At 73.2% G+C, this 24353-nt stretch carries 20 protein-coding genes, 1 pseudogene and 1 riboswitch; of the genes and pseudogenes, 4 read left to right on the top strand and 17 right to left on the bottom strand.

Going from position 1 to position 24353, the window contains the following annotated elements; translation table 11 throughout:
- Positions 1–22 precede the first annotated feature (22 nt).
- From OG710_RS05270 to OG710_RS05260, 3 genes are read right to left on the bottom strand one after another with little or no spacing between them, the layout of a single operon-like run.
- Entirely contained in the window at positions 23–889 is an 867-nt protein-coding gene (locus OG710_RS05270; protein ID WP_330238282.1) for a carbohydrate ABC transporter permease, read from the bottom strand.
- Entirely contained in the window at positions 886–1812 is a 927-nt protein-coding gene (locus OG710_RS05265; RefSeq protein ID WP_330238281.1) for a carbohydrate ABC transporter permease, read from the bottom strand. Before OG710_RS05265 ends, OG710_RS05270 begins: the two co-directional genes overlap by 4 nt.
- Positions 1809–3128: an extracellular solute-binding protein gene (locus tag OG710_RS05260; RefSeq protein ID WP_330238280.1), complete on the bottom strand. Its 1320-nt coding sequence runs from the start codon at positions 3126–3128 to the stop codon at positions 1809–1811. Before OG710_RS05260 ends, OG710_RS05265 begins: the two co-directional genes overlap by 4 nt.
- A 181-nt stretch (positions 3129–3309) precedes the next feature.
- Here OG710_RS05260 and OG710_RS05255 point away from each other — a divergent pair, with 181 nt between their 5' ends.
- Entirely contained in the window at positions 3310–5355 is a 2046-nt protein-coding gene (locus OG710_RS05255; RefSeq protein WP_330238279.1) for a beta-galactosidase, read from the top strand.
- Between the two features lie 82 nt (positions 5356–5437).
- Here OG710_RS05255 and OG710_RS05250 read toward each other — a convergent pair whose 3' ends face one another.
- From OG710_RS05250 to OG710_RS05225, 6 genes are all read right to left on the bottom strand, one after another.
- A complete protein-coding gene (locus OG710_RS05250) occupies positions 5438–6448 on the bottom strand; it encodes a VOC family protein (protein WP_330238278.1) in 1011 nt (336 codons plus the stop codon).
- A gap of 104 nt (positions 6449–6552) precedes the next feature.
- Entirely contained in the window at positions 6553–7446 is an 894-nt protein-coding gene (gene thpD / locus OG710_RS05245; RefSeq protein WP_330238277.1) for an ectoine hydroxylase, read from the bottom strand.
- 4 nt (positions 7447–7450) lie between these two features.
- Positions 7451–7849, bottom strand: coding sequence for an ectoine synthase (locus tag OG710_RS05240; RefSeq protein WP_111333163.1), 399 nt, complete (start codon positions 7847–7849; stop codon positions 7451–7453).
- Positions 7850–7903: 54 nt separating this feature from the next.
- Positions 7904–9166 (bottom strand): diaminobutyrate--2-oxoglutarate transaminase, encoded by a 1263-nt coding sequence (ectB, locus tag OG710_RS05235; RefSeq protein ID WP_330238276.1) that lies wholly within the window; start codon positions 9164–9166, stop codon positions 7904–7906.
- Between the two features lie 85 nt (positions 9167–9251).
- Positions 9252–9716, bottom strand: a complete 465-nt coding sequence (ectA, locus tag OG710_RS05230; protein WP_111333165.1) for a diaminobutyrate acetyltransferase — start codon at positions 9714–9716, stop codon at positions 9252–9254.
- A gap of 387 nt (positions 9717–10103) precedes the next feature.
- A complete protein-coding gene (locus OG710_RS05225; RefSeq protein ID WP_330238275.1) occupies positions 10104–11210 on the bottom strand; it encodes a pyridoxal-phosphate-dependent aminotransferase family protein in 1107 nt (368 codons plus the stop codon).
- Between the two features lie 135 nt (positions 11211–11345).
- Between OG710_RS05225 and OG710_RS05220 the strand changes: the two genes are divergently transcribed.
- Complete coding sequence (locus OG710_RS05220; RefSeq protein ID WP_330238274.1) at positions 11346–12446, top strand: amidohydrolase family protein; 1101 nt, start codon at positions 11346–11348, stop codon at positions 12444–12446.
- A 64-nt stretch (positions 12447–12510) separates the two neighbouring features.
- Here the strand turns inward: OG710_RS05220 and cobC are convergent.
- A pseudogene (cobC, locus tag OG710_RS05215) lies at positions 12511–14145 on the bottom strand (Rv2231c family pyridoxal phosphate-dependent protein CobC).
- A 6-nt stretch (positions 14146–14151) separates the two neighbouring features.
- Here cobC and OG710_RS05210 point away from each other — a divergent pair.
- Positions 14152–14874, top strand: a complete 723-nt coding sequence (locus tag OG710_RS05210; protein WP_111333171.1) for a ZIP family metal transporter — start codon at positions 14152–14154, stop codon at positions 14872–14874.
- 14 nt (positions 14875–14888) lie between these two features.
- Here the strand turns inward: OG710_RS05210 and OG710_RS05205 are convergent, their stop codons facing one another.
- The 7 genes from OG710_RS05205 to OG710_RS05175 form a co-directional block, all read right to left on the bottom strand.
- Positions 14889–16310: a cobyrinate a,c-diamide synthase gene (locus tag OG710_RS05205; protein ID WP_330238273.1), complete on the bottom strand. Its 1422-nt coding sequence runs from the start codon at positions 16308–16310 to the stop codon at positions 14889–14891.
- Positions 16304–16912, bottom strand: a complete 609-nt coding sequence (gene cobO / locus OG710_RS05200; RefSeq protein ID WP_111333175.1) for a cob(I)yrinic acid a,c-diamide adenosyltransferase — start codon at positions 16910–16912, stop codon at positions 16304–16306. Before cobO ends, OG710_RS05205 begins: the two co-directional genes overlap by 7 nt.
- The gene (locus OG710_RS05195; protein ID WP_330238272.1) at positions 16912–18951 is read right to left on the bottom strand and encodes a putative cobaltochelatase; all 2040 of its coding nucleotides are present in this window, start codon (positions 18949–18951) and stop codon (positions 16912–16914) included. Before OG710_RS05195 ends, cobO begins: the two co-directional genes overlap by 1 nt.
- Positions 18948–20501: a cobyric acid synthase gene (locus OG710_RS05190; RefSeq protein ID WP_330238271.1), complete on the bottom strand. Its 1554-nt coding sequence runs from the start codon at positions 20499–20501 to the stop codon at positions 18948–18950. Before OG710_RS05190 ends, OG710_RS05195 begins: the two co-directional genes overlap by 4 nt.
- Positions 20498–21496, bottom strand: coding sequence for a cobalamin biosynthesis protein (locus tag OG710_RS05185; protein WP_330238270.1), 999 nt, complete (start codon positions 21494–21496; stop codon positions 20498–20500). Before OG710_RS05185 ends, OG710_RS05190 begins: the two co-directional genes overlap by 4 nt.
- A 144-nt stretch (positions 21497–21640) precedes the next feature.
- Positions 21641–21767, bottom strand: a riboswitch (cobalamin riboswitch).
- Positions 21768–21930: 163 nt separating this feature from the next.
- Positions 21931–22164, bottom strand: coding sequence for a hypothetical protein (locus tag OG710_RS05180; protein ID WP_111333183.1), 234 nt, complete (start codon positions 22162–22164; stop codon positions 21931–21933).
- A 32-nt stretch (positions 22165–22196) separates the two neighbouring features.
- A complete protein-coding gene (locus tag OG710_RS05175; RefSeq protein WP_330238269.1) occupies positions 22197–23471 on the bottom strand; it encodes an inorganic phosphate transporter in 1275 nt (424 codons plus the stop codon).
- Positions 23472–23603: 132 nt separating this feature from the next.
- Between OG710_RS05175 and OG710_RS05170 the strand changes: the two genes are divergently transcribed.
- The gene (locus tag OG710_RS05170) at positions 23604–24260 is read left to right on the top strand and encodes a class II aldolase/adducin family protein (protein WP_330238268.1); all 657 of its coding nucleotides are present in this window, start codon (positions 23604–23606) and stop codon (positions 24258–24260) included.
- The last annotated feature ends 93 nt before the right edge of the window (positions 24261–24353 follow it).

The following is a 24353-nucleotide window of genomic DNA, read 5'->3' as shown; positions in this document are numbered from 1 at the left end:
AGTGACGTCCTGACGGGGCCCGTCAGGACTTTACGGCCCCGGAGAGCAGGTCGAGGCTCCAGAACCGCTGGATGACCAGGAACAGGGCGATCAGCGGGACGATCGCCAGCAGCGCCCCGGTGATCACCAGCGTATAGAGCGCCGGGGTGGTGGCCCCCTGCTGGAGCAGCGTGAACAGGCCGAGCGTGACCGGGAACTTCTCGTCGTCGCCGAGCATGATGTACGGCAGCAGGAAGTTGTTCCAGATCGCCACGAACTGGAAGAGGAAGACGGTCACCAGGCCCGGCAGCATCATCGGCAGGGCGATCGTGCGGAAGATCCGCAGCTCGCCGCCGCCGTCCATGCGCCCCGCCTCGATCACGTCACCCGGCACGGCCGCCGCCGCGTAGATCCGGGCGAGGTAGACCCCGTACGGGGAGAGGATCACCGGCAGCATCACCGACAGATAGGAGTCGGTGAGGTCCGCCTCGGCCATCAGCAGGTACTGCGGCACCGCCAGGATCACCGGCGGCATCAGCACCCCGGCGAGCAGGATGTTGAAGACGGTCTCCCGGCCCCGGAACCGGTACACGGCCAGCGCGTACCCGGACACGGCGGAGACGGCCGTGGACAGCAGCGCGCCCACCCCGGCGTACAGGGCCGAGTTGGCCATCCACTTCCAGTACACCCCGTCCCGGTACGCGGACAGGTCGGCGACGTTGTCCGCGAGGCCGGTGCCGGGCAGGAAGGTGAAGGTGGAGAACAGCTCGCCGCCGGACTTGGTCGAGGCGACGACGATCCAGGCGACGGGCAGCAGGCAGTACACGGCGCCCAGCAGCAGCGCCGCGGTCGGCACGAGGGCGAAGCGCCGGCGCGGTCCGGCCGTGCGGCCGGCGGAGAGCGTGGTCACTGGTGTTCCCCCTGCTTCGTACGGGAGTTGGCCGCCCGCAGGAAGCCGAAGGACAGGGCGAGGGTGACGACGGCGATGACGACCGCCTGGGCCGCCGCCGCGTAGATGTCGTTGTTGACGAAGGCGTCCTGGTAGACCTTCATCAGCGGACTCCAGGTGGTGGAGAGCGAGTTGGTGAGCGGCTTGAGCGTCGTCGGCTCGCTGAACACCTGGAGGGTCGCGATGATCGAGAAGAAGAACGTCAGCACCAGCGAGGGCGCCACCATCGGGATCTTGATCCGGAGCGCGATCCGCAGCTGCGAGCAGCCGTCGAGCCGGGCCGCCTCGAAGATCTCGGCGGGGATCGCCCGCAGCGAGGTGTAGATGACGATCATGTTGAAGCCGGTGCCGCCCCAGACCGCGATGTTGGCCAGCGCCAGGTACAGCGGGCCGCCGTCGAGCAGGTCAGGCTGCGGCAGCCTGGCCTTGTCCAGGACGTAGTAGAAGGGGCTGACGTCCGGCAGGTAGAGGAAGCCCCACATCAGGGCGGCCACCACGCCGGGGATCGCGTACGGGAGGAAGATCGCCAGCCGGGAGAAGCCGCGCGCCCGCAGCCGCTCGGTGTCCAGCAGCAGGGCGAAGAGCAGGGCGAGCCCGAGCATCACCGGGACGACGATCGCGCCGTAGCCGAGGATGCGCAGCGCGCCGTGCAGCAGTTCGGAGTCGGACAGGGCCTCGCGGTAGTTGGCGAACCCGGCCCACACCTCCTTGCGGGCGCCCTTGCCCAGACCCAGGCCGCTGACCTCGCTCCGGCGCAGGCTCAGGTAGAGCGCGTAGCCGATGGGCAGGGCGAAGAAGAGCAGGAAGAGCACGGTGGCGGGGATCAGGAAGGCGTACGGGGCGCTCTTGACCCCGTACGCCTTCCGGCGGCGTGCGCGTGTCACTCGGAGACTCCGAAGCCCTGCTTCTTCAGGTCGGCGACGGTGGCCTCCTGCATCTCGGCGAGCGCCGGACCGAAGGGGGCCCGGTCCTTGGCCGCCGCGGCGAAGTTGTCCTTGAACGAGGAGTAGGCCACGTTCACGTTCGGGCCCCAGGCGGCCGGGGCGGTGCCCTTGGCGATCTCGGCGGCGGTGGTGTAGAAGTCCGGCTGGTTGGAGAAGTAGGCCGGCGGCTTCGCGAGCGCGCCGCCGGTCTGGGCGGCGGTGGCGGCGGGGTAGATGCCGCTCTCCTTCACCAGGGCGGCCAGCGCGGCCGGGTCGGTGTTCAGCCACTTGGCGAAGGTGGCCGCGGCCTCCGGGTGCGCGGAGTCGTTGGTGACGGCCGTGGAGGAGCCGCCCCAGCTGCCGGTGGCGTTCTGGCCTGCCTTCCACTGGGGGAGCGGGGCCATGGCCCACTTGCCCGCGGTGTCGGGGGCGGCGGTCGTCAGGGTGCCCGGCGCCCACACGGCGCTGACCCAGGCGATCTGCTTGCCGGTGTTGAGCGCCTTGTTCCAGGCCGGGGTGTACATGGGCTGGTTGTCGATGGCGCCCTCCTCGACCAGCTTCCCCCAGAAGTCGGCGACCTTGCGGGTGGCCGGGTCGTCGATGGCGACCTTCCACGTGTCACCGGAGGGGGTCCACCAGCGGGCGCCCGCCTGCTGGGCCAGACCGGCGAAGAGGCCGGAGTCGTTGGAGGAGAAGGTGGTGAGGTCCTTGTCCGGCGCCTTCTTCTTCAGCGCGCGGGCGGTCTCGGCGAACTCGTCCCAGGTGGCCGGCACGGACAGCCCGTACTTCTCGAACAGGTCCTGGCGGTAGTAGAACATCAGCGGCCCGGAGTCCTGCGGCAGCGCGTACAGGGCGTCGGAGCCGAGCGTGGTCTGCTGCCAGACGCCTGCGGCGAACTCCTTCTCCGCGTCGCCCGCCACCTTCGAGATGTCGGCGAGCACATCGTTGGAGACCAGGGTGGGCAGCGCCTGGTACTCGGCCTGCACCAGGTCGGGGGCCTTGTGCGCCTTCGCGGCGGTGATGATCTTGGTGACCAGGTCGTCGCCGGACGCCTGCTTCTTCACCGTGACCCTGATGCCCGCCTTCTTGCCCTCGCCCTCGTTCCAGATGTCCGCGACCTTGTCCAGGCCGGGCGCCCAGGCCCAGTAGGTGAGCGAGACGGGGCCGGCCGCGGCCCGGCCGCCGCTGCCGTCGTCGTCGGACGAGCCGCAGCCCGTGAGCAGTGCGGTGGCGGCGAGCGAGGCGGCCGCTGACGCCGCGGCGATGCGGTACTTCATGGAGGTCTCCCCTGACGAGAAGCGAGGGTTTCAGCGCCTGTTGTGCGCTGTGATCGTTCACAGTAGAGAAACGAAGCCGACACTTGTCAATGGTTGTTGCTGTGAGGTTATGTTGGCTTTGCGCCGCCGGGAGGGCGTGTGCACGTTCCCAGTTCTGGTCCCAAACGCTCAGGAGACACCCATGCCGCACACCCCTCGCGCCACCGCCCCGAAGGGTCTGCGCCGACTGGCCTTCGGCGGCGACTACAACCCCGAGCAGTGGCCGGAGGAGGTCTGGCACGAGGACATGCGCCTCATGCGGGAGGCCGGGGTCACCATGGTCAGCGTCGGGATCTTCTCCTGGGCCCTGCTGGAACCCGCACCCGGCCGCCACGACTTCGGCTGGCTCGACCGCCTCCTGGACCTGCTGCACGTCAACGGCATCCGCGCGGACCTCGGCACCCCCACCGTCGCCCCGCCCGCCTGGTTCTACCGCGCCCACCCCGACGCCCTGCCGGTCCGCCGGGACGGCGTGCGGTACGCCTTCGGCTCACGCGGCGCGATCTGCCACGGCAACGCCCACTACCGGGCCGCCGCCGCGAACATCACCGAACAGCTCGCCCGCCGCTACGCGAACCACCCGGCCCTGGCCCTGTGGCACGTCCACAACGAGTACGGCGTCCCGGTCGGCGCCTGCTACTGCGACGACTGCGCCGTCCGCTTCCGCCACTGGCTGGCCGGCCGCCACGGCTCCGTCGACGCCGTGAACGAGGCCTGGGGGACCACCTTCTGGGGCCAGCGCTACGGCAGCCTCGACGAGATCGACCCGCCCCGGCTCACCCCGACCGCCTGCAACCCGGCCCAGCAGCTGGACTACGCCCGGTTCGCCGACGCCACCATGCGCGAGAACTTCCGCGCCGAGCGCGACCTGCTGCACCGCCACGCCCCCGGCATCCCGGTCACCACCAACTTCATGACCGCGCTCAGCCAGTGCGAGTCCGTGGACTACTGGGCCTGGGGCCGCGAGGTCGACCTCGTCACCAACGACCACTACCTGATCACCGACGGCCGCCGCACCCACGTCAACCTCGCCATGGCCGCCGACCTCACCCGCTCGGTGGCGGGCGGCGCCCCCTGGCTGCTCCTCGAACACTCCACCGGCGGCGTCAACTGGCAGCCCCGCAACCCCGCCAAGCGCCCCGGCGAGATGGCCCGCAACAGCCTCGCCCATGTGGCCCGCGGCTCCGAGGGGGCGATGTTCTTCCAGTGGCGGCAGTCCCGGCGCGGCGCCGAGAAGTTCCACTCGGCGATGGTCCCGCACGCCGGCACCGACTCCCGGATCTGGCGCGAGGTCTCCCGCCTCGGCGCCGACCTCGGCCTGCTGGACGGCATCCGCACCACCCGCACCGTCGCCGACGCGGCCATGCTCTGGGACTGGCAGTCCTGGTGGGCGCAGTCCCTGGAGTGGCGCCCCAGCCAGGACCACGACGCCCGTGAGCGCGCCGACGCCTTCTACGCCTCCCTCTACGACCGGCACCTCACCGTCGACTTCGCCCACCCCGACGCCGACCTCTCCGGTTACCCCCTGGTCGTCGTCCCGGCCCTCTACCTCGCCACCGAGGAGACCGGCCGCAATCTGCGCCGGTACGTCGAGGGCGGCGGCACCCTGGTCGTCTCGTACTTCTCCGGGATCGTCGACACGAACGACGCCGTGCACCCCGGCCCCTGTCCGGGGGCGCTGCGCGACGTGCTGGGGCTCACGGTCGAGGAGTTCGCGCCGCTCGGCGAGGGCGGGACCGTCCGGCTGATCACCCCCGAGGGCGCCCCCGAGGGCCCCGACCTCACCGGCGACCTCTGGTCCGACGTGGTGATCCCGCGCGGCGCCGAGACCATGTGGTCCTACGCCGACGGCATCCCGGCCGGCCGGCCCGCCGTCACCCGCCACCGCCTCGGCCGGGGCACCGCCTGGTACATCTCCACCCGGCTCACCGGCGAGGCCCTGGACACCGTCCTGGAACGGGCCCGCGAGGACGCCGGGATCGCCCCCCGCACCGGCATCCCGTACGACGTCGAGGTCGTCACCCGCACCGGCGAGGCCGGCACCTACCTGTTCGCCATCAACCACACCGAGGACGCGGCGAAGGTCCCGCTCGACGCCCCCGGCACCGAACTCCTCACCGGCGAACCCGCCACCGGCCACCTCGCCGTCCCGGCGGGCGCCGTCCGCGTGGTCCGGCTCGACGGCTGAGGACGCACCGCCCCACTTCCCCCGCACCCCCGCACACAAGCTGCCGGCGGCGAACTGGTTCTCCCACCGGTAGCCGAAGGGGTCAGGCCAGGGGCGCGCTCTGCCACTTCCACGAGGTGACGCGCTCGCGGCCCGGCAGTTCGGCGCGGCCGGTGGACCAGAGCAGCACGGTCCACCGGTCCGCGTCGTCCGGGGCGCCGGGGAAGAGCCGGGCCAGCGCCCGGTCGCACAGCTCGGCGGGCGGCGCCCAGGCCAGGCCCAGGCCCGAGGCGATGTCGTGCGCGTGCACCAGGGTCTCCACGACGCCCATGGCCGCGAAGCCCTCCGGGTCGGAGACCCCGTACCCGTGGTACGAGCGCAGGGCCGGCGAGGCCGTAGTCACCATCGCGGCCAGCAGCGCGCCGCTCGCCTCCAGGGTCTGCAGCAGCCCCGCCGTGCCCGCCTCCGGGTCTGCGGAGACCGCGTTCCACGGACCGCCCTCGCGCCGGCGGCTCCAGAGGTAGGGCACCTCGTCGTCCAGCGCCGGCGTACGCGGCCCGAGCTGCACGGCGTACGAGAACAGGTCGTCGCTCAGATGCTCCGCGGTCTCGCGGCAGTCCCACGTCAGCGTGCCGGCCGGGACGCTCCAGTCGGCGTCCCCGGCGGCGCCGAGGGTGTCCACGGCCAGCCGGACGGCCTCGGTCACATCGTCCGCGGTGACCGGCAGCCGCCTGCCCAGGAGCGCGGCCCGCTCCGCCGCGCCGAGCTCCACGCAGAACTCGTTGCCCTCCGGGTCGGCCAGCGTCGCCCAGCCGCGCCCGTTCGGTTTGCGGTGGTCGGCGACCAGGGTGGCGCCGAGCGCCAGCAGCCGTTCGACCTCCTCGTCGCGGCTGCGGTCGTCGGGCTGGACGTCCAGGTGGACGCGGTTCTTGGTCTGCTTCCTGTCGGGCACGGTGACGAACAGGAGCGCGGCGCCGGGAGCCTCGACCAGGGCCTCGGGGTCACCGGGGTGGTCCTCGTCGGAGAGCGGCGCGCCGAGCACGGCCGACCAGAACGTCGCCAGGGTGTAGGCGTCGGCGCAGTCGATGGTGATGTGCTGTACATGGGATGTCATGCGGCCACTGTCGCCGCCGGACGCCTTCCGGTCCACCGAGATACGCCGCAGGGGGCGGAACGGCCCGGCCGTTCCACCCCCTGACAAGACCCGTGCGGCGCGGCCTACTTCACCGGGGTGAAGTCGCGCGCCCCGATGAACTCCGGGCGCCGCACCGGCGCGGCGAACGGCTCCTGCGCGGCGTTCTCCACGCTGTTGAACACGATGAACACATTGCTGCGCGGGTACGGGGTGATGTTGTCGCCCGAGCCGTGCATCGCGTTGCAGTCGAACCAGGTCGCCGAACCGGGCCGGCCGGTGAACAGCTTGATGCCGTGCCGGTCGGCCATCTTCGTCAGCGCCTCGTCGGACGGGGTGCCGGCGTCCTGCATCTGGAGCGACTTCTTGTAGTTGTCCTTCGGCGTCTCGCCCGCGCAGCCGAGGAACGACTTGTGCGAACCGGGCATGATCATCAGCCCGCCGTTGGTGTCGTGGTTCTCGGTCAGCGCGATCGACACGGACACGGTCCGCATGTTCGGCAGGCCGTCCTCGGCGTGCCAGGTCTCGAAGTCCGAGTGCCAGTAGAACCCGGAGGCGCCGAAGCCGGGCTTGACGTTGATCCGCGACTGGTGGACGTAGACGTCCGAGCCCAGGATCTGGCGGGCCCGGCCCACCACCCGCTCGTCGGCGACCAGCCGGGCGAAGACCTCGCTGATGCGGTGGACCTCGAAGACCGACCGTACGGACTGCGACTTCGGCTCGATGATCGAGCGCTCGTCGGCGCGGACGGCCGGGTCGGCGATCAGCCGCTCCAGCTCCGCGTAGTAGCCGGCCACCTCGTCCGGGGCGATGAGCTGGTCGACGGTCAGGAAGCCGTCGTGCTCGTAGTCCTGGAGTTCCTTGGCGGTGATCGGGCCCGGCGTGCCCGGCGCGGACCAGATGACCGGGTCCTGGCGCGGGGTGATCATCTCGGCGGCGCCGCGCGAGGGATACAGATCGGTGCGTACGTCGGTGGTCATGGGTTCAGCCCTCCTCGGTCAGCAGGGGATAGACACCGTTCTCGTCGTGCTCCTCCCGTCCGGTGACCGGCGGGTTGAAGACGCAGACGCAGCGGAAGTCCGTCTTGGGTCGCATCGTGTGGCGCTCGTGGCCGTCGAGCAGGTACATCGTGCCCGGCGTGATCCAGTGCTTCTCACCGGTCTCGTCGTTGGTCAGCTCGGCCTCGCCCTCGACGCACAGGACCGCCTCGATGTGGTTCGCGTACCACATCGACGTCTCGGTACCCGCGTACATCGTGGTCTCGTGGAGCGAGAAGCCGACCTTCTCCCGGGCGAGCACGATGCGCTTGCTCTCCCAGGTGCCCGAGGCGGCCTTCACATGCCGGTCGGTGTTCTCGATGTCGGCGAACGATCGGACGATCACAGTGGTGGGGTGCCTTTCTCTCTACGACGGTGGGGTCGTCGGGTGTCGTGCGGTTCAGGCGGTCTCGCGGACGGCGCGGGCCAGCGTGCGCAGCCCCTCGTCCAGCTCCTCGGGGGTGATGGTGAGCGGCGGGAGGAGCTTGACGACCTCGCTCTGCGGGCCGGAGGTCTCAAGCAGCATCCCCAGCTCGAAGGCGCGGGCGCAGACGGCGGTGGCGCGCGCCGGGTCGTCGAACTCCAGGCCCCAGACCAGGCCGCGGCCCCGGAAGCGGGCGCTGTCGTGCTCGCCGCAGATGGCCAGCATCGTCTGCTCCACCTGGTGGCCGCGGGCCAGCGTCTGCTTCTCCATCTGGCCGTCCGCCCAGTAGGCGTCGAGCGCGGCGGCGGCGGTGACGAACGCCGGGTTGTTGCCCCGGAAGGTGCCGTTGTGCTCGCCCGGCTCCCAGACGTCCAGCTCCGGCTTGAACAGGCAGAGCGACATGGGCAGTCCGTAGCCGCTGATGGACTTCGACAGCGTCACGATGTCCGGCGTGATGCCGGCCTCCTCGAAGGAGAAGAAGCCGCCGGTGCGGCCGCAGCCCATCTGGATGTCGTCGACGATCAGCAGCATGTCCTGGCGGTGGCACAGGTCCTGGAGGGCGCGCAGCCACTCGGCGCGGGCCACGTTGATGCCGCCCTCGCCCTGCACGGTCTCCACGATCACGGCGGCCGGGTGGTTCAGCCCGGAGCCCTGGTCCTCCAGGAGCCGCTCGAACCAGAGGAAGTCCGGGACCTGGCCGTCGAAGTAGTTGTCGAACGGCATCGGCGTGCCGTGCACCAGCGGGATGCCGGCGCCGGCCCGCTTGAACGCGTTGCCGGTGACGGCCAGCGAGCCGAGCGACATCCCGTGGAAGGCGTTGGTGAACGAGACGACGGACTCGCGGCCCTTGACCTTGCGGGCCAGCTTCAGTGCCGACTCGACGGCGTTGGTGCCGGTCGGGCCGGGGAACATCACCTTGTACGGCAGGTCGCGCGGGCGCAGCACGACGTTCTGGAAGGTGTCCAGGAAGGCCCGTTTGGCGGTGGTCGCCATGTCGAGGCCGTGTGTGATGCCGTCGCGTTCGATGTAGTCGATCAGCGCGCGTTTGAGCACCGGGTTGTTGTGGCCGTAGTTGAGCGAGCCCGCGCCGGCGAAGAAGTCGAGGTAGGAGTGGCCGTCCTCGTCGGTCAGCCGGGCGCCCTGGGCGCGGTCGAAGACGGCGGGCCAGCCGCGGCAGTAGCTCCGGACCTCGGATTCCAGGGTTTCGAAGACACTGAGGGCAGGCGGGGTGATGGTCACAGCGGGTCTCCTGCGTGAGGTGGTGTGACGGGCGGCGTTGAAGGAAGCTGCGGCGGGCCGGCGGCCCGGCGGGGGAAGCGCGCGCTCAGGCGTGGAACGGGCCGATGCGGTAGAGCACTTCCGGCAGGTGGGTGCCTTCGGGGAACAGGCCGCCGTCGAAGAGCACCTCGCGCTCCAGGGCCACGTCGTGGCGCCGCGCGTAGGAGGTGAACAGGCGGTCCGATGCGGTGTTGTCCGGGGTGACGGTCGTCTCCACCCGGTTCAGGCCCTGCTCGGCGGCGACGCGCGCGGTCAGGGAGTCCAGCAGCTTCGCCGCCAGACCGGTCCCGCGATGGCCGTGGTCGACGGCCACCTGCCACACGACGAGCGTCTCGGGGCGGTCGGGCCGGATGTACCCCGTCACGAAGGCGACCGGGGCGCCGGTCTCGTCACGGGCGACCACGGAGGTCGCCGCGAAGTCACGACACCACAGCAGGTAGCTGTACGAGGAGTTGAGGTCCAGGACCTCGGAGTCGCGGGCAATGCGCCAGATCGCGGCCCCGTCCTCCACTCGTGGCGTGTCGATCGTAAGGAATTCGCTTCGGGCACGGGCAATATCTGCTGGTGCGGCGGTCATGGCAATTGAATTTACCCAGCAAATTTCGAAATTGCATCGACGCAAGGGGTTGGGTGGGGCGGCCCGCTGTGTTATCAGGCGGGTGCGCGCACCGGCGCGAGTTCTCGGCGTTTTCTTCCGATTCCACCCGGATTATTCGGGCAAATCTCCGCCTGTGTGGAGTCGGTCACAAGACCGTAACTCTCTCTCCACAACGGCGCTGAATGGGCTGCGGACACGACCTGAAAACCAGGGTGTTTAGCCTGGGAAGATGCGGGAACAAGAATGCGGGGAGCTGCTCTGGATTAAGCAGCTCCCCGCATTCTTCGACAAGCCCGTGATTTATGCGCTCGGCCAGGTTTCCGAAACGGCCTTCCGGGCAGCCTCCAGATCGACCGGCCGGCCCGCGTCGGCCAGCGCCGACCCCAGGGCCGCGAGCGAGGAGAGCACCGCGCCGCGCGTCGCGTCCACCCCGTAGTGGTTGACCCGGATCATCTCCCCGGACAGCGCGCCCCCGCCCGCGATCAGCGGCAGCGACGGCTCACCCGCCAGCGCCCGCGCCACCAGTCCGGACGCGTCCACACCCGCCGGCGTACGCAGCGTGGTGGCCACCGGAGCCGCGTCCCGCGCCTCGTGCACATACGGCGTCAGCCCGCCGCCCAGCGCCACCGCACCGGCCCGCGTGGCAGCGGCGGCCGCCGCGTGACGGGCCATCACCGCGTCCAGCCCCTCCGCCTCGATCCGCTCCACACACGCCTCCAGGGCCAGCATCTCCAGCTGGGCCGGGGCGTGCGGCAGCGCCTTGCGGCCGCCGTCGATCCACCGCTCCCGCCAGTCCAGCAGCGACAGGTACGAGCGGCGCGGCGCCTGCGGGTTGGCGGCGATCCGCTCCCAGGCCCGCCCGCTCACCGACACCGCCGACACCCCGGCCGGCCCGCCCATCGCCTTCTGCGCCCCGATCACGCACAGGTCCACGCCCCAGGCGTCCGGCAGCAGCGGCTCCGCGCCCACCGACGCGACCGCGTCCAGCATGAACAGCGCCCCGTGCGCCCGGACCACCTCACCGATCTCCGCGACCGGGTTGGTGTTCCCGGTCGCCGCCTCGGCGTGCACCAGCGAGACGAAGTCGATCTCCGGGTGCGCGGCCAGCGCCTCGGCGACCTGCTCGGCGGTGACCGCCGTGTGGAACGGCACCGCCAGGTCGACGACCTCGGCCCCGCAGTCGCGCAGCCAGTTGCCGAAGGTCTGCCCGTAGGGGCCGGTCACCACGTTCAGCGCGGTCGAACCGGGCCGGGCGCCGCCCCGGATGCAGCCCTCCAGCGGCAGCAGCGCCTCGCCCTGCATGATGACGACGTCCTGCTCGGTGGCCAGCAGCCCGGCCACCCGCCGCTCGATGGCCGCGAAATGCGCGGCGGTCAGCGGGGTCAGGTCGAGGAAGGGGTGCGTCACGGCGGTGCTCTCTTCGGGTTCGGATCGGCCGGCGCCGGCCTGCCGGCCGGTCGGGTCATCGAGCCTACCCAGGGGGAGCCGGACGGCCCGGCACAGGGCGTTGCGCCAGCGACGGCCCCTCGTACAGTGCTGTGCATGAGTGATCAGGACGCATCACGGGTGCTGCATGTGAAGGGGCGGGTGCTCGTCGGGCCCGACGACGTCAGGGACGAGCTCTGGGCCGTCGGCGGCCGGGTCACCTTCGAACGGCCGCCCGGCGCGGACGGTGCCGTCACCGTCACCGGCTGGGCCCTGCCCGGACTGGTCGACGCCCACTGCCACGTCGGGCTCGACCACCACGGCGCCGTGGACGCGGCGACCAGCGAGAAGCAGGCGCTCGACGACCGGGAGGCCGGGGCGCTCCTGCTGCGCGACGCCGGATCGCCCGCCGACACCCGGTGGATCGACGACCGCGAGGACCTGCCGAAGATCATCAGGGCCGGCCGCCACATCGCCAGGCCGCGCCGTTACACCCGTAACTACGCCCATGAGGTCGAGCCGGACGAACTCGTCGCCTACGTCGCCCGGGAGGCCCGCCGGGGCGACGGCTGGGTGAAGCTCGTCGGTGACTGGATCGACCGCGAGGTGGGCGACCTGACCGCGCTGTGGCCGCGCGAGGCGGTGGAGGCGGCCATCGCCGAGGCGCACCGGCTGGGCGCCCGCGTCACCGCGCACTGCTTCGCGGAGGACTCGCTGCGCGATCTGGTGGAGGCCGGGATCGACTGCGTCGAGCACGCCACCGGGCTGACCGAGGACACCATCCCGCTCTTCGCGGAGCGCGGGGTCGCGATCGTGCCGACCCTGGTCAACATCGCCACCTTCCCCTCGCTCGCGCAGAGCGGCGAGGCGAAGTTCCCGCGCTGGTCCGCCCATATGCGCCGGCTGCACGAGCGCCGCTACGACACCGTGCGCGCCGCCCACGACGCCGGGGTGCCGGTCTTCGTCGGTACCGACGCGGGCGGGGTGCTCGCGCACGGCCTGGTGGCCGACGAGGTGGCGGAGCTGGTCAAGGCGGGCATCCCGCCGCTGGAGGCGCTCTCCGCGACGACCTGGGGGGCGAGGGCCTGGCTGGGCCGGCCGGGCCTGGAGGAGGGGGCCCCGGCCGACCTCGTGGTGTACGACGAGGACCCCCGTCGCGACGTCCGGGTGCTGGCCGGGCCGCGCCGGGTCGTCCTCAACGGCCGCGTGATCGCCTGACCCACCTGGAGAGGGGGACGGCGGGGCGGCGCCCCGGAAGGGGAGCGCCGCCCGCCGGGAAGCCCTACCGGCCGGCCACCGTCAGCGCCTGGAGGGCCAGATCCAGGGCCTGGAGGAAACGATTGGTCGTCGTCCGGTCCCGGACCGCCAGCCGGAGCCAGCCGTCACCGAGGCCGGGAAACGTATCTCCTCGCCGGGCGGCGAAGCCCAGCATCCGCAGCCGGTCCCGGATCTCGGCCGCCCCGTCGAGCCGCACAAGGACGAACGGGCCCGCGGCCGGCTCCACCACCCGGATCTCGGAGAACTCCCGCAGCCCGGCGACCAGATGGGCCCGGTCCACGACGATCCGGTCCGCCGCGTCGGCGGCCTCCGCCAGCGCGCGCGGCTCCACGCACGCCTCCGCCGCCGCCAGCGCGGGCGAGGACACCGGCCACAGCGGCTGCGCCTCGGCCAGGGTGCGGATCGTCTCCGGGGCGGCGGCCACATAACCGACGCGCAGTCCGGCGAGCCCCCAGGTCTTGGTGAGGCTGCGCAGGACGACGAGCCCGGGGACGTCCGTCCGCCCGCACAGCGCCTCCCGCTCGCCCGGTACGGCGTCCATGAACGCCTCGTCGACCACCAGCGTCCGTCCGGGCCGCGCCAGCCGCTCCAGCACGGACGCGGGATGGAGCACGGACGTCGGATTGGTCGGGTTGCCGACGACGACGAGGTCCGCCTCGTCCGGCACGTCCGCCGGATCGAGCCGGAAGTCGTCCTCGGGGCGCAGCAGCACCCGGCCCACCTCGTGCCCGGCCGCGCGCAGCGCGGCCTCCGGCTCGGTGAACTGAGGGTGCACCACGTACGGCCGCCGGGCGGGCAGCGCACGCGCGATCAGCACGAACGCCTCCGCCGCACCCGCCGTCAGCAGGACCCGCTCGGGCGGGAGTTCATGGCGCGCGGCGACCGCCGCCCGCGCCTCGCGCCCGTCCGGATACGCGGCGAGCGTGCCGAGCGAGCCGGCTATCCGCTCCTTCAGCCAGGCCGGCGGGGTGCCGGCCCGTACGTTGACGGCGAGATCGGTCAGATCCCGGTCCCGTCCGCGTACTTCCGCGTCTCCGTGGTGACGCAGATCGTGCGTGCCCGCGCCTGTCGCGTCGGGACTCTCAGTGGGAGTGTGCATGACCGCCGTGGTGGGGGTGTGGTGTGGGGGTGTGCGCCGTCGCCTGGGTGGACTCCGGCAGGATGACTATGCGCCCCGCACCCGGTTTCACGCAACGGTCCCGACGGGCCTGCGCGCGACCGCGCAGGTTGCCATGGAACGACGGCCGCCCGAAGGGTGCGAAACGCTTTTGGGTACGAGGAGTTGACCGCCGCCGGCCAGGGCCGCCGCCTCGGCCACCGAGGGGGTGCCGAGGGCGGCGAGGGCGGCTCGGGAGGGATGCGGAACGGCGACCCGCGCGAGCACCCGGGCGGGGTGCGTACGCAGCGGAATCCCGAGCCGGGCGGCGGCGGCCACGATGCCCGGCTCACCGCCCTTCGCCTCGACGGTCACCAACTCGGCGACCTCGCACACCGGGAGCCCGGCCTCCCGCAGGACCCCCAGGACGAGCCCGGTCACCTCGTCCCCGGACACGCCTCGGGAGGCGCCGACCCCGACGACGAGCACCCCGCGCCCGGCGGGCCGGCCGAGATGCGCGGACCGGGGTGCATCGGCTAGCAAGAGGCCATGGCGGTGTTCGTCGCGCTCGGCGCGTTCCTGATGACCCTGGCCGGCGGCTGGGTCGCCCAGCGCGTCAGCGACCGCCGCCATCTCGTCCTCGGACTGGCCGGCGGGCTGATGCTCGGCGTGGTCGGCCTGGACCTGCTGCCCGAGGCGATGGAGGCGGCCGGCGGCCTCGTCTTCGGCGTCCCGGCGGCCCTGCTGCTGTTCGTCGGCGGCTTCCTCGTCGCCCACCTGGTGGAGCGGCTGCTCGCGGTGCGCCAGGCGGCGCACGGCGCGGCCGACGAGCGCGTACCGCAGGTCGGGCTGACGGCGGCGGCCGCGATGGTCGGCCACAGCCTGATGGACGGCATCGCGCTCGGCGCCGCGTTCCAGGTCGGCGGCGGCATGGGGGCCGCCGTCGCGCTCGCCGTGATCACCCACGACTTCGCGGACGGCTTCAACACGTACACGCTCACCAGCCTGTACGGCAACGCCCGCCGCAAGGCCCTGACGATGCTGTTCGCGGACGCGGCGGCGCCCGTCGTCGGGGCGGCGACGACCCTGCTGTTCACCCTGCCGGAGGAACTCCTCGGCTGCTATCTCGGCTTCTTCGGCGGCGCGCTCCTCTACCTCGCCGCCGCCGAGATCCTGCCCGAGGCGCACCACGACCACCCGGCCCGCTCCACCCTGCTGTGCACGGTGGCCGGAGTGGGCTTCATCTGGCTGGTGGTGGGCCTCGCGCAGTGACCCCGGCGCCGCCGTCAAGCCCGGCACCGCTCGACGAACCGCAGCGCCGTACCGGGCGACGCGGCCCAGTGGGTATGCAGATAGCTCGCGTGTACGTTGCCCCGGACGAACCCCTCCACGCGCCGTTCCGGCAGGCGCATCCCCCAGGCGGGCTCGTCGCCCGCGCCCGGCTCGATCACGGTCCGGTGGAACTCGTGCCCCCGCATCCGCGCCCCGGCCGGCGCCAGGACGTTGTCCGTGAGCGCCACGGCGTCCCGGTAGCCGAGCGTCAGCCGCTTGGTCATCCGCGCATCGGCGTCGAGCACCCCGCACATCGGCAGCCCGTCCAGCGACCGCGCCAGATACAGCAGCCCGGCGCACTCGGCGGCCACCGGCGCCCCGCTCCGCGCCAGCTCCGCCACGGCCTTGCGCAACGGCTCGTTGGCCGACAGCTCGGGCGCGTACACCTCGGGAAACCCGCCCCCGATCACCACCCCCGCCGTCCCCTCCGGCAGCGCCTCGTCCCGCAACGGATCGAACACCACGACCTCGGCCCCGGCAGCGGCGAGCAACTCGGAGTTCTCCACGTACGAGAACGAGAACGCGGCCCCGCCGGCGACCGCGACCACAGGAGATTTCAGCCCCGCCGGCGTTTGAGGCACGGGGTCCGGGGCGGCGCCCCGGTTACGGGAAGGGGCGGGGAGGGGAACACCCCCCGCAACGGCACCCCCCGCATCCCACACCGCACCCCCCGGCACCGCAGGCGCCGACCGCGCCAGCGCCAACAACCCCTCCAGATCGCACCCCGCGACCACCTGCTCCGCCATCGCCTCGACGGCGGCCACCGCCTCCGCCCGCCGCTCCACCACCGGCACGAGCCCCAGATGCCGCGACGGCACCGAAACCCCCTCCGCCCGCCGCAGAGCGCCCAGCACCGGCACCCCCGACTCCTCCAGCGCCTCCCGCAACAGCGCCTCGTGCCGGTCGGAGCCCACCTTGTTCAGGATCACCCCGCCGATCCGCACCCCGGTGTCCCAGGACGCGAACCCGTGCACCAGCGCCGCCACCGACCGCGACTGCGACGACGCGTCCACCACCAGCACCACCGGCGCCCGCAGCAGCTTCGCCACATGCGCGGTCGACGCCAGCTCGCCGAGCCCGGACGCACCGTCGTACAGGCCCATCACGCCCTCGACGACCGCAAGCCCGCACCCCCGCGCCCCGTGCGCGAACAGCGGGGCGATCAGCTCCGGCCCGCACATGTACGCGTCGAGGTTGCGGCCCGGCCGCCCGGTGGCCAGCGTGTGGAAACCGGGGTCGATGTAGTCGGGGCCCACCTTGTGCCCGGAGACGGCCAGCCCTCGCGCGGCGAACGCGGCCATCAGGCCCGTCGCGACGGTGGTCTTGCCGCTCCCGGACGCGGGCGCGGCCACGACCAGACGGGGGACGTTCACCACTCGATGCCCCTCTGGCCCTTCTGCCCGGCGTCCATCGGGTGCTTGACCTTCGACATGTCCGTCACCAGGTCCGCCGCGTCCAGCAGCGCGGCGGGCGCGTTGCGGCCGGTGATGACGACGTGCTGGGTGCCGGGCCGGGCGCGCAGCACCTCGACCACCTCGTCGGTGTCGATCCAGCCCCAGTGCAGGGGATAGGCGAACTCGTCCAGCACGTACAGCCGGTACGTCTCGGCGGCCAGATCGCGCTTGACCTGCTCCCAGCCCTCACGGGCCTTCGCCTCGTTGTCCACGTTGTCGCCGTGCAGGCCGCGCTGGACCCACGACCAGCCCTCGCCCATCTTGTGCCAGGCGACGGACCCGCCCTCGCCGCTCGCGCCGAGCACCTTGAGCGCGTTCTCCTCGCCGACCTTCCACTTCGCGGACTTCACGAACTGGAACACCCCGATCGGCCAGCCCTGGTTCCAGGCGCGCAGCGCGAGCCCGAAGGCCGCCGTCGACTTCCCCTTGCCGACACCGGTGTGCACCATCAGCAGCGGGCGGTTGCGCCGCTGCCGGGTGGTCAGTCCGTCGTCCGGCACGCTCACCGGCTGTCCCTGCGGCATTACGCGGCCCTCCTGTCGCCGTTCCCGGAGCGGCCCCCGCCCCGGACGTCCCTGACCAGCCCGGCGATCGACTCGGCGCGCAGCTCGTCGAGCGTGACGGCGGTGCCGCCCAGGTCGCCCGCGAGCGCCGCCGCGAGCCCCAGCCGCACCGGCCCCGCCTCGCAGTCCACGACGACCGACGCGACGCCATCGGCGGCGTGCAGCCGGGCCGCCCGCGCGGCCAGCTCCACCGGCTGCGGCCCGCCGGTCGCCCGCCCGTCCGTCACCACGACCAGCAGCGCCCGCCGGGACGGATCGCGCAGCCGCTCCACCCGCAGCACGTCGTGCGCCTTCAGCAGCCCGGCGGCCACCGGGGTGCGCCCCCCGGTCGGCAGCGACTCCAGGCGGGCCGCCGCCGCGTCCACCGACGACGTCGGCGGCAGCGCAAGATCGGCGTCCCGGCCCCGGAAGGTGACCAGCCCGACCTTGTCGCGCCGCTGATAGGCGTCCAGCAGCAGGGACAGCACCGCGCCCTTGACGGCGCCCATGCGCTGCCGGGCCGCCATCGACCCGGACGCGTCCACGACGAACAGCACGAGATTGCCCTCGCGGCCCTCCCGCGTCGCTTGCCGCAGATCGTCCCGCCGCACCACCAGGCCCCGCCCGGACCGGCCGCGCGCCCGCTGGTGCGGGGCGGCGGCCTGAACCGTCGCGGCCAGATGCAGCCGGGTCAGCGCCCCCTCGGGCCGCCGCGCGCCGGTCGTCCGGCCGTGCTCGGTGCGCGCACGGGAGCGCCGCCCCGCCGCCCCCTCGCCGAGACCGGGCACGCTCAGCATCTTCGTACGGAACGGCTCACCGGCCCGTACGGGACGCTGCTCACCGCCCTGGCCCGGCACCGGCGCGCCGGACTCCGGCCGCTCGGGCGTGTCGTCCGCCCCGCCCTCGGGCCGCGGCGGCGTGTCGGGCCCGTCGCCCTGCGGCGGCAGACCTCCGCCACCGCCGTCCCCGCCGCCGTCACCGGGCCCGTCCGGCTCCGGCTCGTCGTCCCCGCCGCCGTTGCGCTCCAGCGTGTCGTCCAGCTTGTCCTCGTCGAGCCCCGGCGCGTCGAACGGGTTGCGCCGGCGCCGGTGGGGGAGCGCGAGCAGCGCCGCCTGCCGGACGTCCTCGGCGCGTACGTCGGTACGCCCCGCCCACGCGGCCAGTGCGGTGGCGGTCCGGGCCATCACGATGTCCGCGCGCATCCCGTCCACCTCGAACGCCGCGCAGGTCGCCGCGATCTGACGCAGCGCCCCGTCACCGAGCACCACCTCGGGCAGCAGCGCCCGCGCGGCCGTGATCCGGTCCCGCAGCTCCGCCTCCTCGCCGGCCCAGCGCGCGGCGAAGGCGGCCGGGTCGTCCTCGTAGGCGAGCCGCCGCCGCACCACCTCCACCCGCTCGTCGGTCTCCCGCGACGCGGCCACCTCGACGGTCAGCCCGAACCGGTCCAGCAACTGCGGCCGCAGCTCACCCTCCTCCGGGTTCATCGTCCCCACGAGCAGGAACCGCGCGGCGTGCCGCACGGAGACGCCCTCGCGCTCCACGTACGAGGCGCCCATGGCCGCCGCGTCCAGCAGCAGGTCGACCAAGTGGTCGTGGAGGAGGTTGACCTCGTCCACGTACAGGATTCCGCGGTGCGCGTCCGCGAGCAGCCCCGGCTCGAACGCCTTCACGCCCTCGGAGAGGGCCCGTTCGATGTCGAGCGCCCCGACGAGCCGGTCCTCCGACGCGCCGACCGGCAGCTCCACGGTCCGCGCCGGCCGCGACACGCCGGCGGCGCCCTCGTGCGGCCCGTCCGGACACGCCGGGTCGGGCGCGGCCGGGTCGCACGAGAACCGGCACCCCGGCACGACCGGGACCTCCGGCATCAGCGCGGCCAGCGCGCGTACGGCGGTGCTCTTGGCGGTGCCCTTCTCGCCCCGTACCAGGACTCCGCCCACGGCCGGACTCACCGCGTTCAGCAGCAGTCCGAGCCGCAGGTCGTCCTGGCCGACGAGAGCGGTGAAGGGGTAAGGCGTACTCACATGACCTCCTTGACGGGGGTTGCGGGCGCTCCCGGCGGGATGAACGGCAGGCCGGGTGGGGCGCCCGATTCGATGAGCCGCCACAGCGCGTCCGTGTCCGCGTGTTCCTCGATCAGGTCGCCGAGGCGGTCGAGCTGCTCCTCGCGCAGCGCGGCGAAGCAGGTGTCGGGGGCGGGCACGAAGCGGCGGCCCGCGATCCGGGCCACCTCGGCCAGGAACCGGCGGCGGAACGCGTCGCTCTCCAGCGAGCCGTGCCAGTGCGTCCCCCACACCGCGCCCGAACGGCAGCCGTCCAGCGGCACGCCCCGGCCGTCCGTCAGGAAGGGCTCCCCGCCGGACACTTCGGCGACGCCGTGGTGGATCTCGTAGCCCTCGACGGGCGCGCCGAGCGCCTCGCCGGACGGCCGGGCGAGGGTCTTCTCGCGGTCGAAGCGCACCCGCACCGGCAGCAGCCCGAGCGCGTCGACCCGGCCGGCCCGCGACTCGACCTCGTCCTCGATGTGCTCGCCGAGGATCTGGTAGCCGCCGCAGACCCCGAGTACCGGACGGCCCTCGGCCGCGCGCCGCGCCAGCGCGCCGGCGAGCCCGCGTTCGCGCAGCCAGGCGAGCGCCTTCACGGTGCCCCGGGTGCCGGGCACGACGACGAGATCGGCGTCGGCCAGCTCCTCCGCCCGGTCGACGAACCGCACGACGACGCCGGGTTCGGCGGCCAGCGCGTCCACATCGGTGAAGTTGGACATCAGCGGCAGCGCGCACACGGCGACGCGCAGGACGTCCTCGCCGTGCGGCGGGGCGACCACCGACTCCCGCACCGCACCGCGCAGCGACACCCGCAGGCCGTCCTCCTCGTCGATGCCCAGCCCGTGCGCGAAGGGCAGCACCCCGTAGGAGGGGCGGCCCGTCAGCCCGTACAGCATGTCGAGCCCCGGTTCGAGGAGCGAGACGTCGCCGCGGAACTTGTTGACCAGATAGCCGGCGATCAGCTCCTGGTCCTCGGGCGCGAGCAGCGCCGTCGTGCCGAAGAACGAGGCGAAGACGCCGCCCCGGTCGATGTCCCCGACGACCACGACGGGGAACCGCGCGGCGCGGGCGATGCCCATGTTCACGATGTCCGTGCGGCGCAGATTGATCTCGGCCGGCGACCCGGCGCCCTCGCAGATCACCGCGTCGTACGTGCTCCGCAGCTCCGCCAGGCAGTCCGTGACGGTGGACAGCAGCTGCTCCTGCCGCCCGCCGTGGTAGCCGCGGGCGCTCATCTCGCCGACCGGCCGCCCCATCAGGACGACCTGGCTGGAGCGGTCGCCGCCGGGCTTGAGCAGCACCGGGTTCATCAGGGCGGTCGGCTCGACGCGGGCGGCCTGCGCCTGCATCGCCTGGGCGCGGCCGATCTCGGCGCCTTCGCGGGTGACGAAGGAGTTCAGCGACATGTTCTGCGCCTTGAACGGGGCGACCTTCACCCCCCGGCGCACCAGCCAGCGGCAGATGCCCGCGGTGACGACGCTCTTGCCCGCGTCCGATGTGGTCCCGGCGACCAGCAGTCCGCCGCTCATACGGTCCTCCGTCCGGAAAGGTGTGCCCGGCCGCGTCCCCTGCCCGCGATCCGGCGCGCGGCCGCCGCCGCGCCCAGCCGGGCCGCGACGCCGACGCCGAGGGCGAGCACGCCCACCCGGCGCGACAGCCGCACGGCCCGCTCGATGTCGGCGGTCTCCACCGCCCGGCCCGCGGCCCCGTTGAGCACCGGCCGGTGCTCGACACGGCCGCCGTACGCGAGGGTGCCGCCCAGCCGTACGCCGAGCGCCCCGGCGAACGCGGCCTCCACCGGCCCCGCGTTGGGGCTGGGGTGCTTCGCGGCATCCGCCCGCCAGGCCCGTACCGCCTGCCGGGGCCGGTCGCCCGCGGCCGCGGCGAGCAGGGCGGTGAGCCGGGCGCCCGGCCAGCCGGCGACGTCGTCGAGCCGGGCCGAGGCCCAGCCGTAGCGCAGGTGGCGGGGCGACTTGTGGCCGACCATCGCGTCCAGCGTGTTGGCGGCGCGGAAGCCGACGAGCCCGGGGACCCCGGCCAGGGCGCCCCAGACCAGGGCGCCGACCACGGCGTCCGAGGTGTTCTCGGCGACGGACTCGACGACGGCGCGGGCGATGCCCGCGGCGTCCAGGGACTGCGGATCGCGGCCGCACAGGTGCGGCAGCCGCTCCCGCGCCCCCTCGACGTCCCCGGCGGCGAGGGCGTCGCCGATGGCCCGCGCCTCGCGCCCCAGCGACGTGCCGCCGACGACGGACCAGGTGGCGGCGGCGGTCAGGGCGACGGAGGCGGCGGGACGGCGGCGCAGGGCGCGGGCGGCCAGCGCGGCACCCCCGGCCGCGCCGCCGGCGCAGATCAGGGTGTGCAGGGCGCCCCAGCCCCGGTGGTCGCGCCAGAGCCGGTGCTCGACGGCTGCGGCGGCCCGCCCGAAGGCGGCCACCGGGTGCCCTCTGCGGGGGTCACCGAGCAGCAGGTCGCCGATCAGCCCGGCCGTGGCGCCGTACGCGAAGACGCGATCGGCACGCACCGCTCAGCCGGCCGTCGCGCCTCGGCGGAACCTCGTACAGAAAGCCGCCGCCGGGGGCAGCGGGGAAACGGTCGCACGGCAGCCGGGCATGGCGATATGTCCTCACTCAGGGTCCGCGCCCTGGTTCGACGTGACGGCGACGAGAGTCTCCTGGCTCCCGGATCGGCGGTTCCCCCGGTCTTCCAGCCCGCTCGCGAGGGCCGTGACGCGCGGTGGGGGACCGCTCCCCGGTGACAGTGGCGGGACCGCGCCGGATTCGCACCGGCTTCCTCTGCTGTCGCCGTAATGGCTCCGGCAGTCCACCACGCGCCGCGAATGCCCGTCAACTCGCCGTTGACCTGCGGTGGCGGGGTGTGGCAGGACGCACATCGGGCCGGACGCACATCGGGCCGGGCGCGCACGAGGCGCGTCCGGCCCGAGGGCGGTGCGGTGCGTCAGGCGACGATCAGATAGATGCCGTACGCGACCGCCGCCACGCACAGCCCGAAGCAGACGTACGCCCCGGCGCGGGCCAGCAGGACCGGCGTGCCCGCCGTACCGCCCTGCGCGGCCGGGTCCGGCTGCTTGGAGAGGCCGACGATGCCGAGGGTGAAGAGGCCCACCAGGGCGACGGTGGTGACGAGGGAGACGCCGAAGACGGTGCCCAGGGCTGCCCAGTCGATGTTCATACGGGGTGTCCTTTACCGGAGTGCCGGGTCGCTCAGACCGTGGCGGGTCGGGCCGGATCGGCGGTGACGGGCGCCGGGGGCGCCGGGATGGTGGCGGAGAGGTCGTGGGCCTGGGCCGCCGCGGTGGGCGGCGGGCTGACGGCCGCGATGGCCTGGGTGACCACACCGGCGGGCTCGGCCGGGAGCGTGTCCTCCGCGACGGGCGCGACGTCGCCGTGGCCGACCGGCTTGCGGCGCGAGATCAGCCAGATCGCGCCCGAGCCGCCGACCAGCAGCGCCGCGACGACCACGACGCCCCAGGTGCCCTGCTTGGTGAGGAACTCGGCGCCCGCGCCGACCAGACCCGCCGCCGGCAGGGTCAGACCCCAGGCGACGAACATCCGGGTGGCGGTGGACCAGCGGACCACACCCCCGGCCCGGCCCAGGCCCGCGCCCATCACGGCACCGGAGCAGGACTGGGTGGTGGAGAGGGAGAAGCCGAGGTGCGAGGAGGCCAGGATGACGGTCGCCGCGCTGGTCTGGGCGGCGAAGCCCTGCGGGGGCTTCAGGTCGGTCAGGCCGCTGCCCATGGTGCGGATGATGCGCCAGCCGCCCAGGTAGGTGCCGAGCGCGATGGCCAGGCCGGCGCTGACGATGACCCAGACCGGCGGGTTGGAGCCGGGGGAGAGGACGCCGCCGGTGACCAGGGCGAGCGTGATGATGCCCATCGTCTTCTGCGCGTCGTTGGTGCCGTGCGCCAGCGAGACCAGCCCGGCCGAGGCGATCTGCCCGGCCCGGTAGCCCTTGGCGGTGGCCTTCTCCTGGGCGTCGTTCCGGATCTTCCCGCCGATGCGGTACGTGAGCCGGGTGGCCAGGAGCGCGGCCACACCGGCCACGAGCGGGGCGGCGACGGCGGGCAGCAGCACCTTGGTGACGACGGTGCCGCCGTTGACCGACGACCAGCCGGCGGACATCACCGCGGCGCCGATGAGGCCGCCGAACAGTGCGTGGGAGGAGCTGGACGGGAGGCCGACCAGCCAGGTCAGAAGATTCCACAGGATGGCGCCGACGAGCGCCGCGAAGATGACCTCGGTTCTGAGGCCGTCCTCATTGACGATCCCGCCGGAGATCGTCTTGGCGACCTCCACCGACAGGAACGCGCCGACCAGATTGAGAACGGCGGACATCGCGACCGCCGTCTTGGGTTTGAGTGCGCCGGTCGAGATGGTCGTGGCCATCGCGTTGGCGGTGTCGTGGAAACCGTTCGTGAAATCGAACACTAGAGCTGTCACGATCACTATCGCGAGCAGCAGCGTGATGTGTTCCATTTACCCAGGCAATCGTTCGACGTCATTGGCAGGTGGAACGTAGGCAACTTGAGTGAACGGAAGATGAACTGAGCAGGGCGCTGTGGTGATCCCGGCCGGGATCACCGGACCGGGACGGGAAAGGATCTTCGAATGAGCGGCGGGCAGGACGAGGCGATCGCCCGGGGCTGGGCGGCGGTCGTCGCCGCGGCCCGCCGGACGGCGGCCGAGGGACTGGTCGTCGGAACCTCCGGAAACGTCTCCCTGCGGATCGGCGACACCGTGCTCGTCACCCCCAGCGGAGTGCCCTACGACCGACTCCGCCCCGAGGACCTGACCGGCGTCGATCCGGAAGGCAACCAGATCCTCGGAAAACTGGCCCCCACCAGCGAACTCCCCCTCCACCTCGCCATCTACCGGAACACCGAAGCGAGCGCCGTCGTACACACCCACGCGGTGCACGCCACCGCCGTCTCCACCCTGGTCACGGAGGTCCCCCCGATCCACTACGCCGCCGCCCTGCTCGGCGGCACCGTCCGGGTCGCCCCCTACGCCCGCTACGGCACCCCCGAACTCGCCCGGAACATGCTCACCGCCCTGCGCGACCGCACCGGCTGCCTGCTCGCCAACCACGGCACCGTCACCCACGGCGCCACCCTCGACCAGGCGTACGAGCGCACCGCCCAGCTCGAATGGCTCTGCCGGGTCTGGCTCACCGCGAACTCCCTGCCCGGCCGCACTCCCACCCTGCTCACCCCGGACCAGCTGAACGCCGCGGCACAGGCCCTCAAGGGCTACGGACAGCGCTGAGGCGGCCCGCGCACCCGGCCCCGGAGGTGAACCGGCCCCGGCGGCACGGAGAGCGGCACGGAAACGGGTACGACCCGCCGCCGTACGGCCCTG

It is taken from the genome of Streptomyces sp. NBC_00525 (assembly GCF_036346595.1).
Classification (GTDB): domain Bacteria; phylum Actinomycetota; class Actinomycetes; order Streptomycetales; family Streptomycetaceae; genus Streptomyces.
Note: the sequence above shows the minus strand (reverse complement) of the source record. Positions and strands in the feature narration are given on the sequence as shown.

Excerpts from the sequence above, each read along its gene's own strand:
- OG710_RS05180 (WP_111333183.1), bottom strand. The coding sequence starts at position 22,164 with ATGAACATCGACTGGGCAGCCCTGGGCACCGTCTTCGGCGTCTCCCTC.
- OG710_RS05250 (WP_330238278.1), bottom strand. The coding sequence starts at position 6,448 with ATGACATCCCATGTACAGCACATCACCATCGACTGCGCCGACGCCTAC.
- OG710_RS05220 (WP_330238274.1), top strand. The coding sequence starts at position 11,346 with ATGAGTGATCAGGACGCATCACGGGTGCTGCATGTGAAGGGGCGGGTG.
- OG710_RS05210 (WP_111333171.1), top strand. The coding sequence starts at position 14,152 with ATGGCGGTGTTCGTCGCGCTCGGCGCGTTCCTGATGACCCTGGCCGGC.
- cobO (WP_111333175.1), bottom strand. The coding sequence starts at position 16,912 with ATGCCGCAGGGACAGCCGGTGAGCGTGCCGGACGACGGACTGACCACC.
- OG710_RS05170 (WP_330238268.1), top strand. The coding sequence starts at position 23,604 with ATGAGCGGCGGGCAGGACGAGGCGATCGCCCGGGGCTGGGCGGCGGTC.
- OG710_RS05255 (WP_330238279.1), top strand. The coding sequence starts at position 3,310 with ATGCCGCACACCCCTCGCGCCACCGCCCCGAAGGGTCTGCGCCGACTG.
- OG710_RS05175 (WP_330238269.1), bottom strand. The coding sequence starts at position 23,471 with ATGGAACACATCACGCTGCTGCTCGCGATAGTGATCGTGACAGCTCTA.
- thpD (WP_330238277.1), bottom strand. The coding sequence starts at position 7,446 with ATGACCACCGACGTACGCACCGATCTGTATCCCTCGCGCGGCGCCGCC.
- OG710_RS05260 (WP_330238280.1), bottom strand. The coding sequence starts at position 3,128 with ATGAAGTACCGCATCGCCGCGGCGTCAGCGGCCGCCTCGCTCGCCGCC.
- OG710_RS05190 (WP_330238271.1), bottom strand. The coding sequence starts at position 20,501 with ATGAGCGGCGGACTGCTGGTCGCCGGGACCACATCGGACGCGGGCAAG.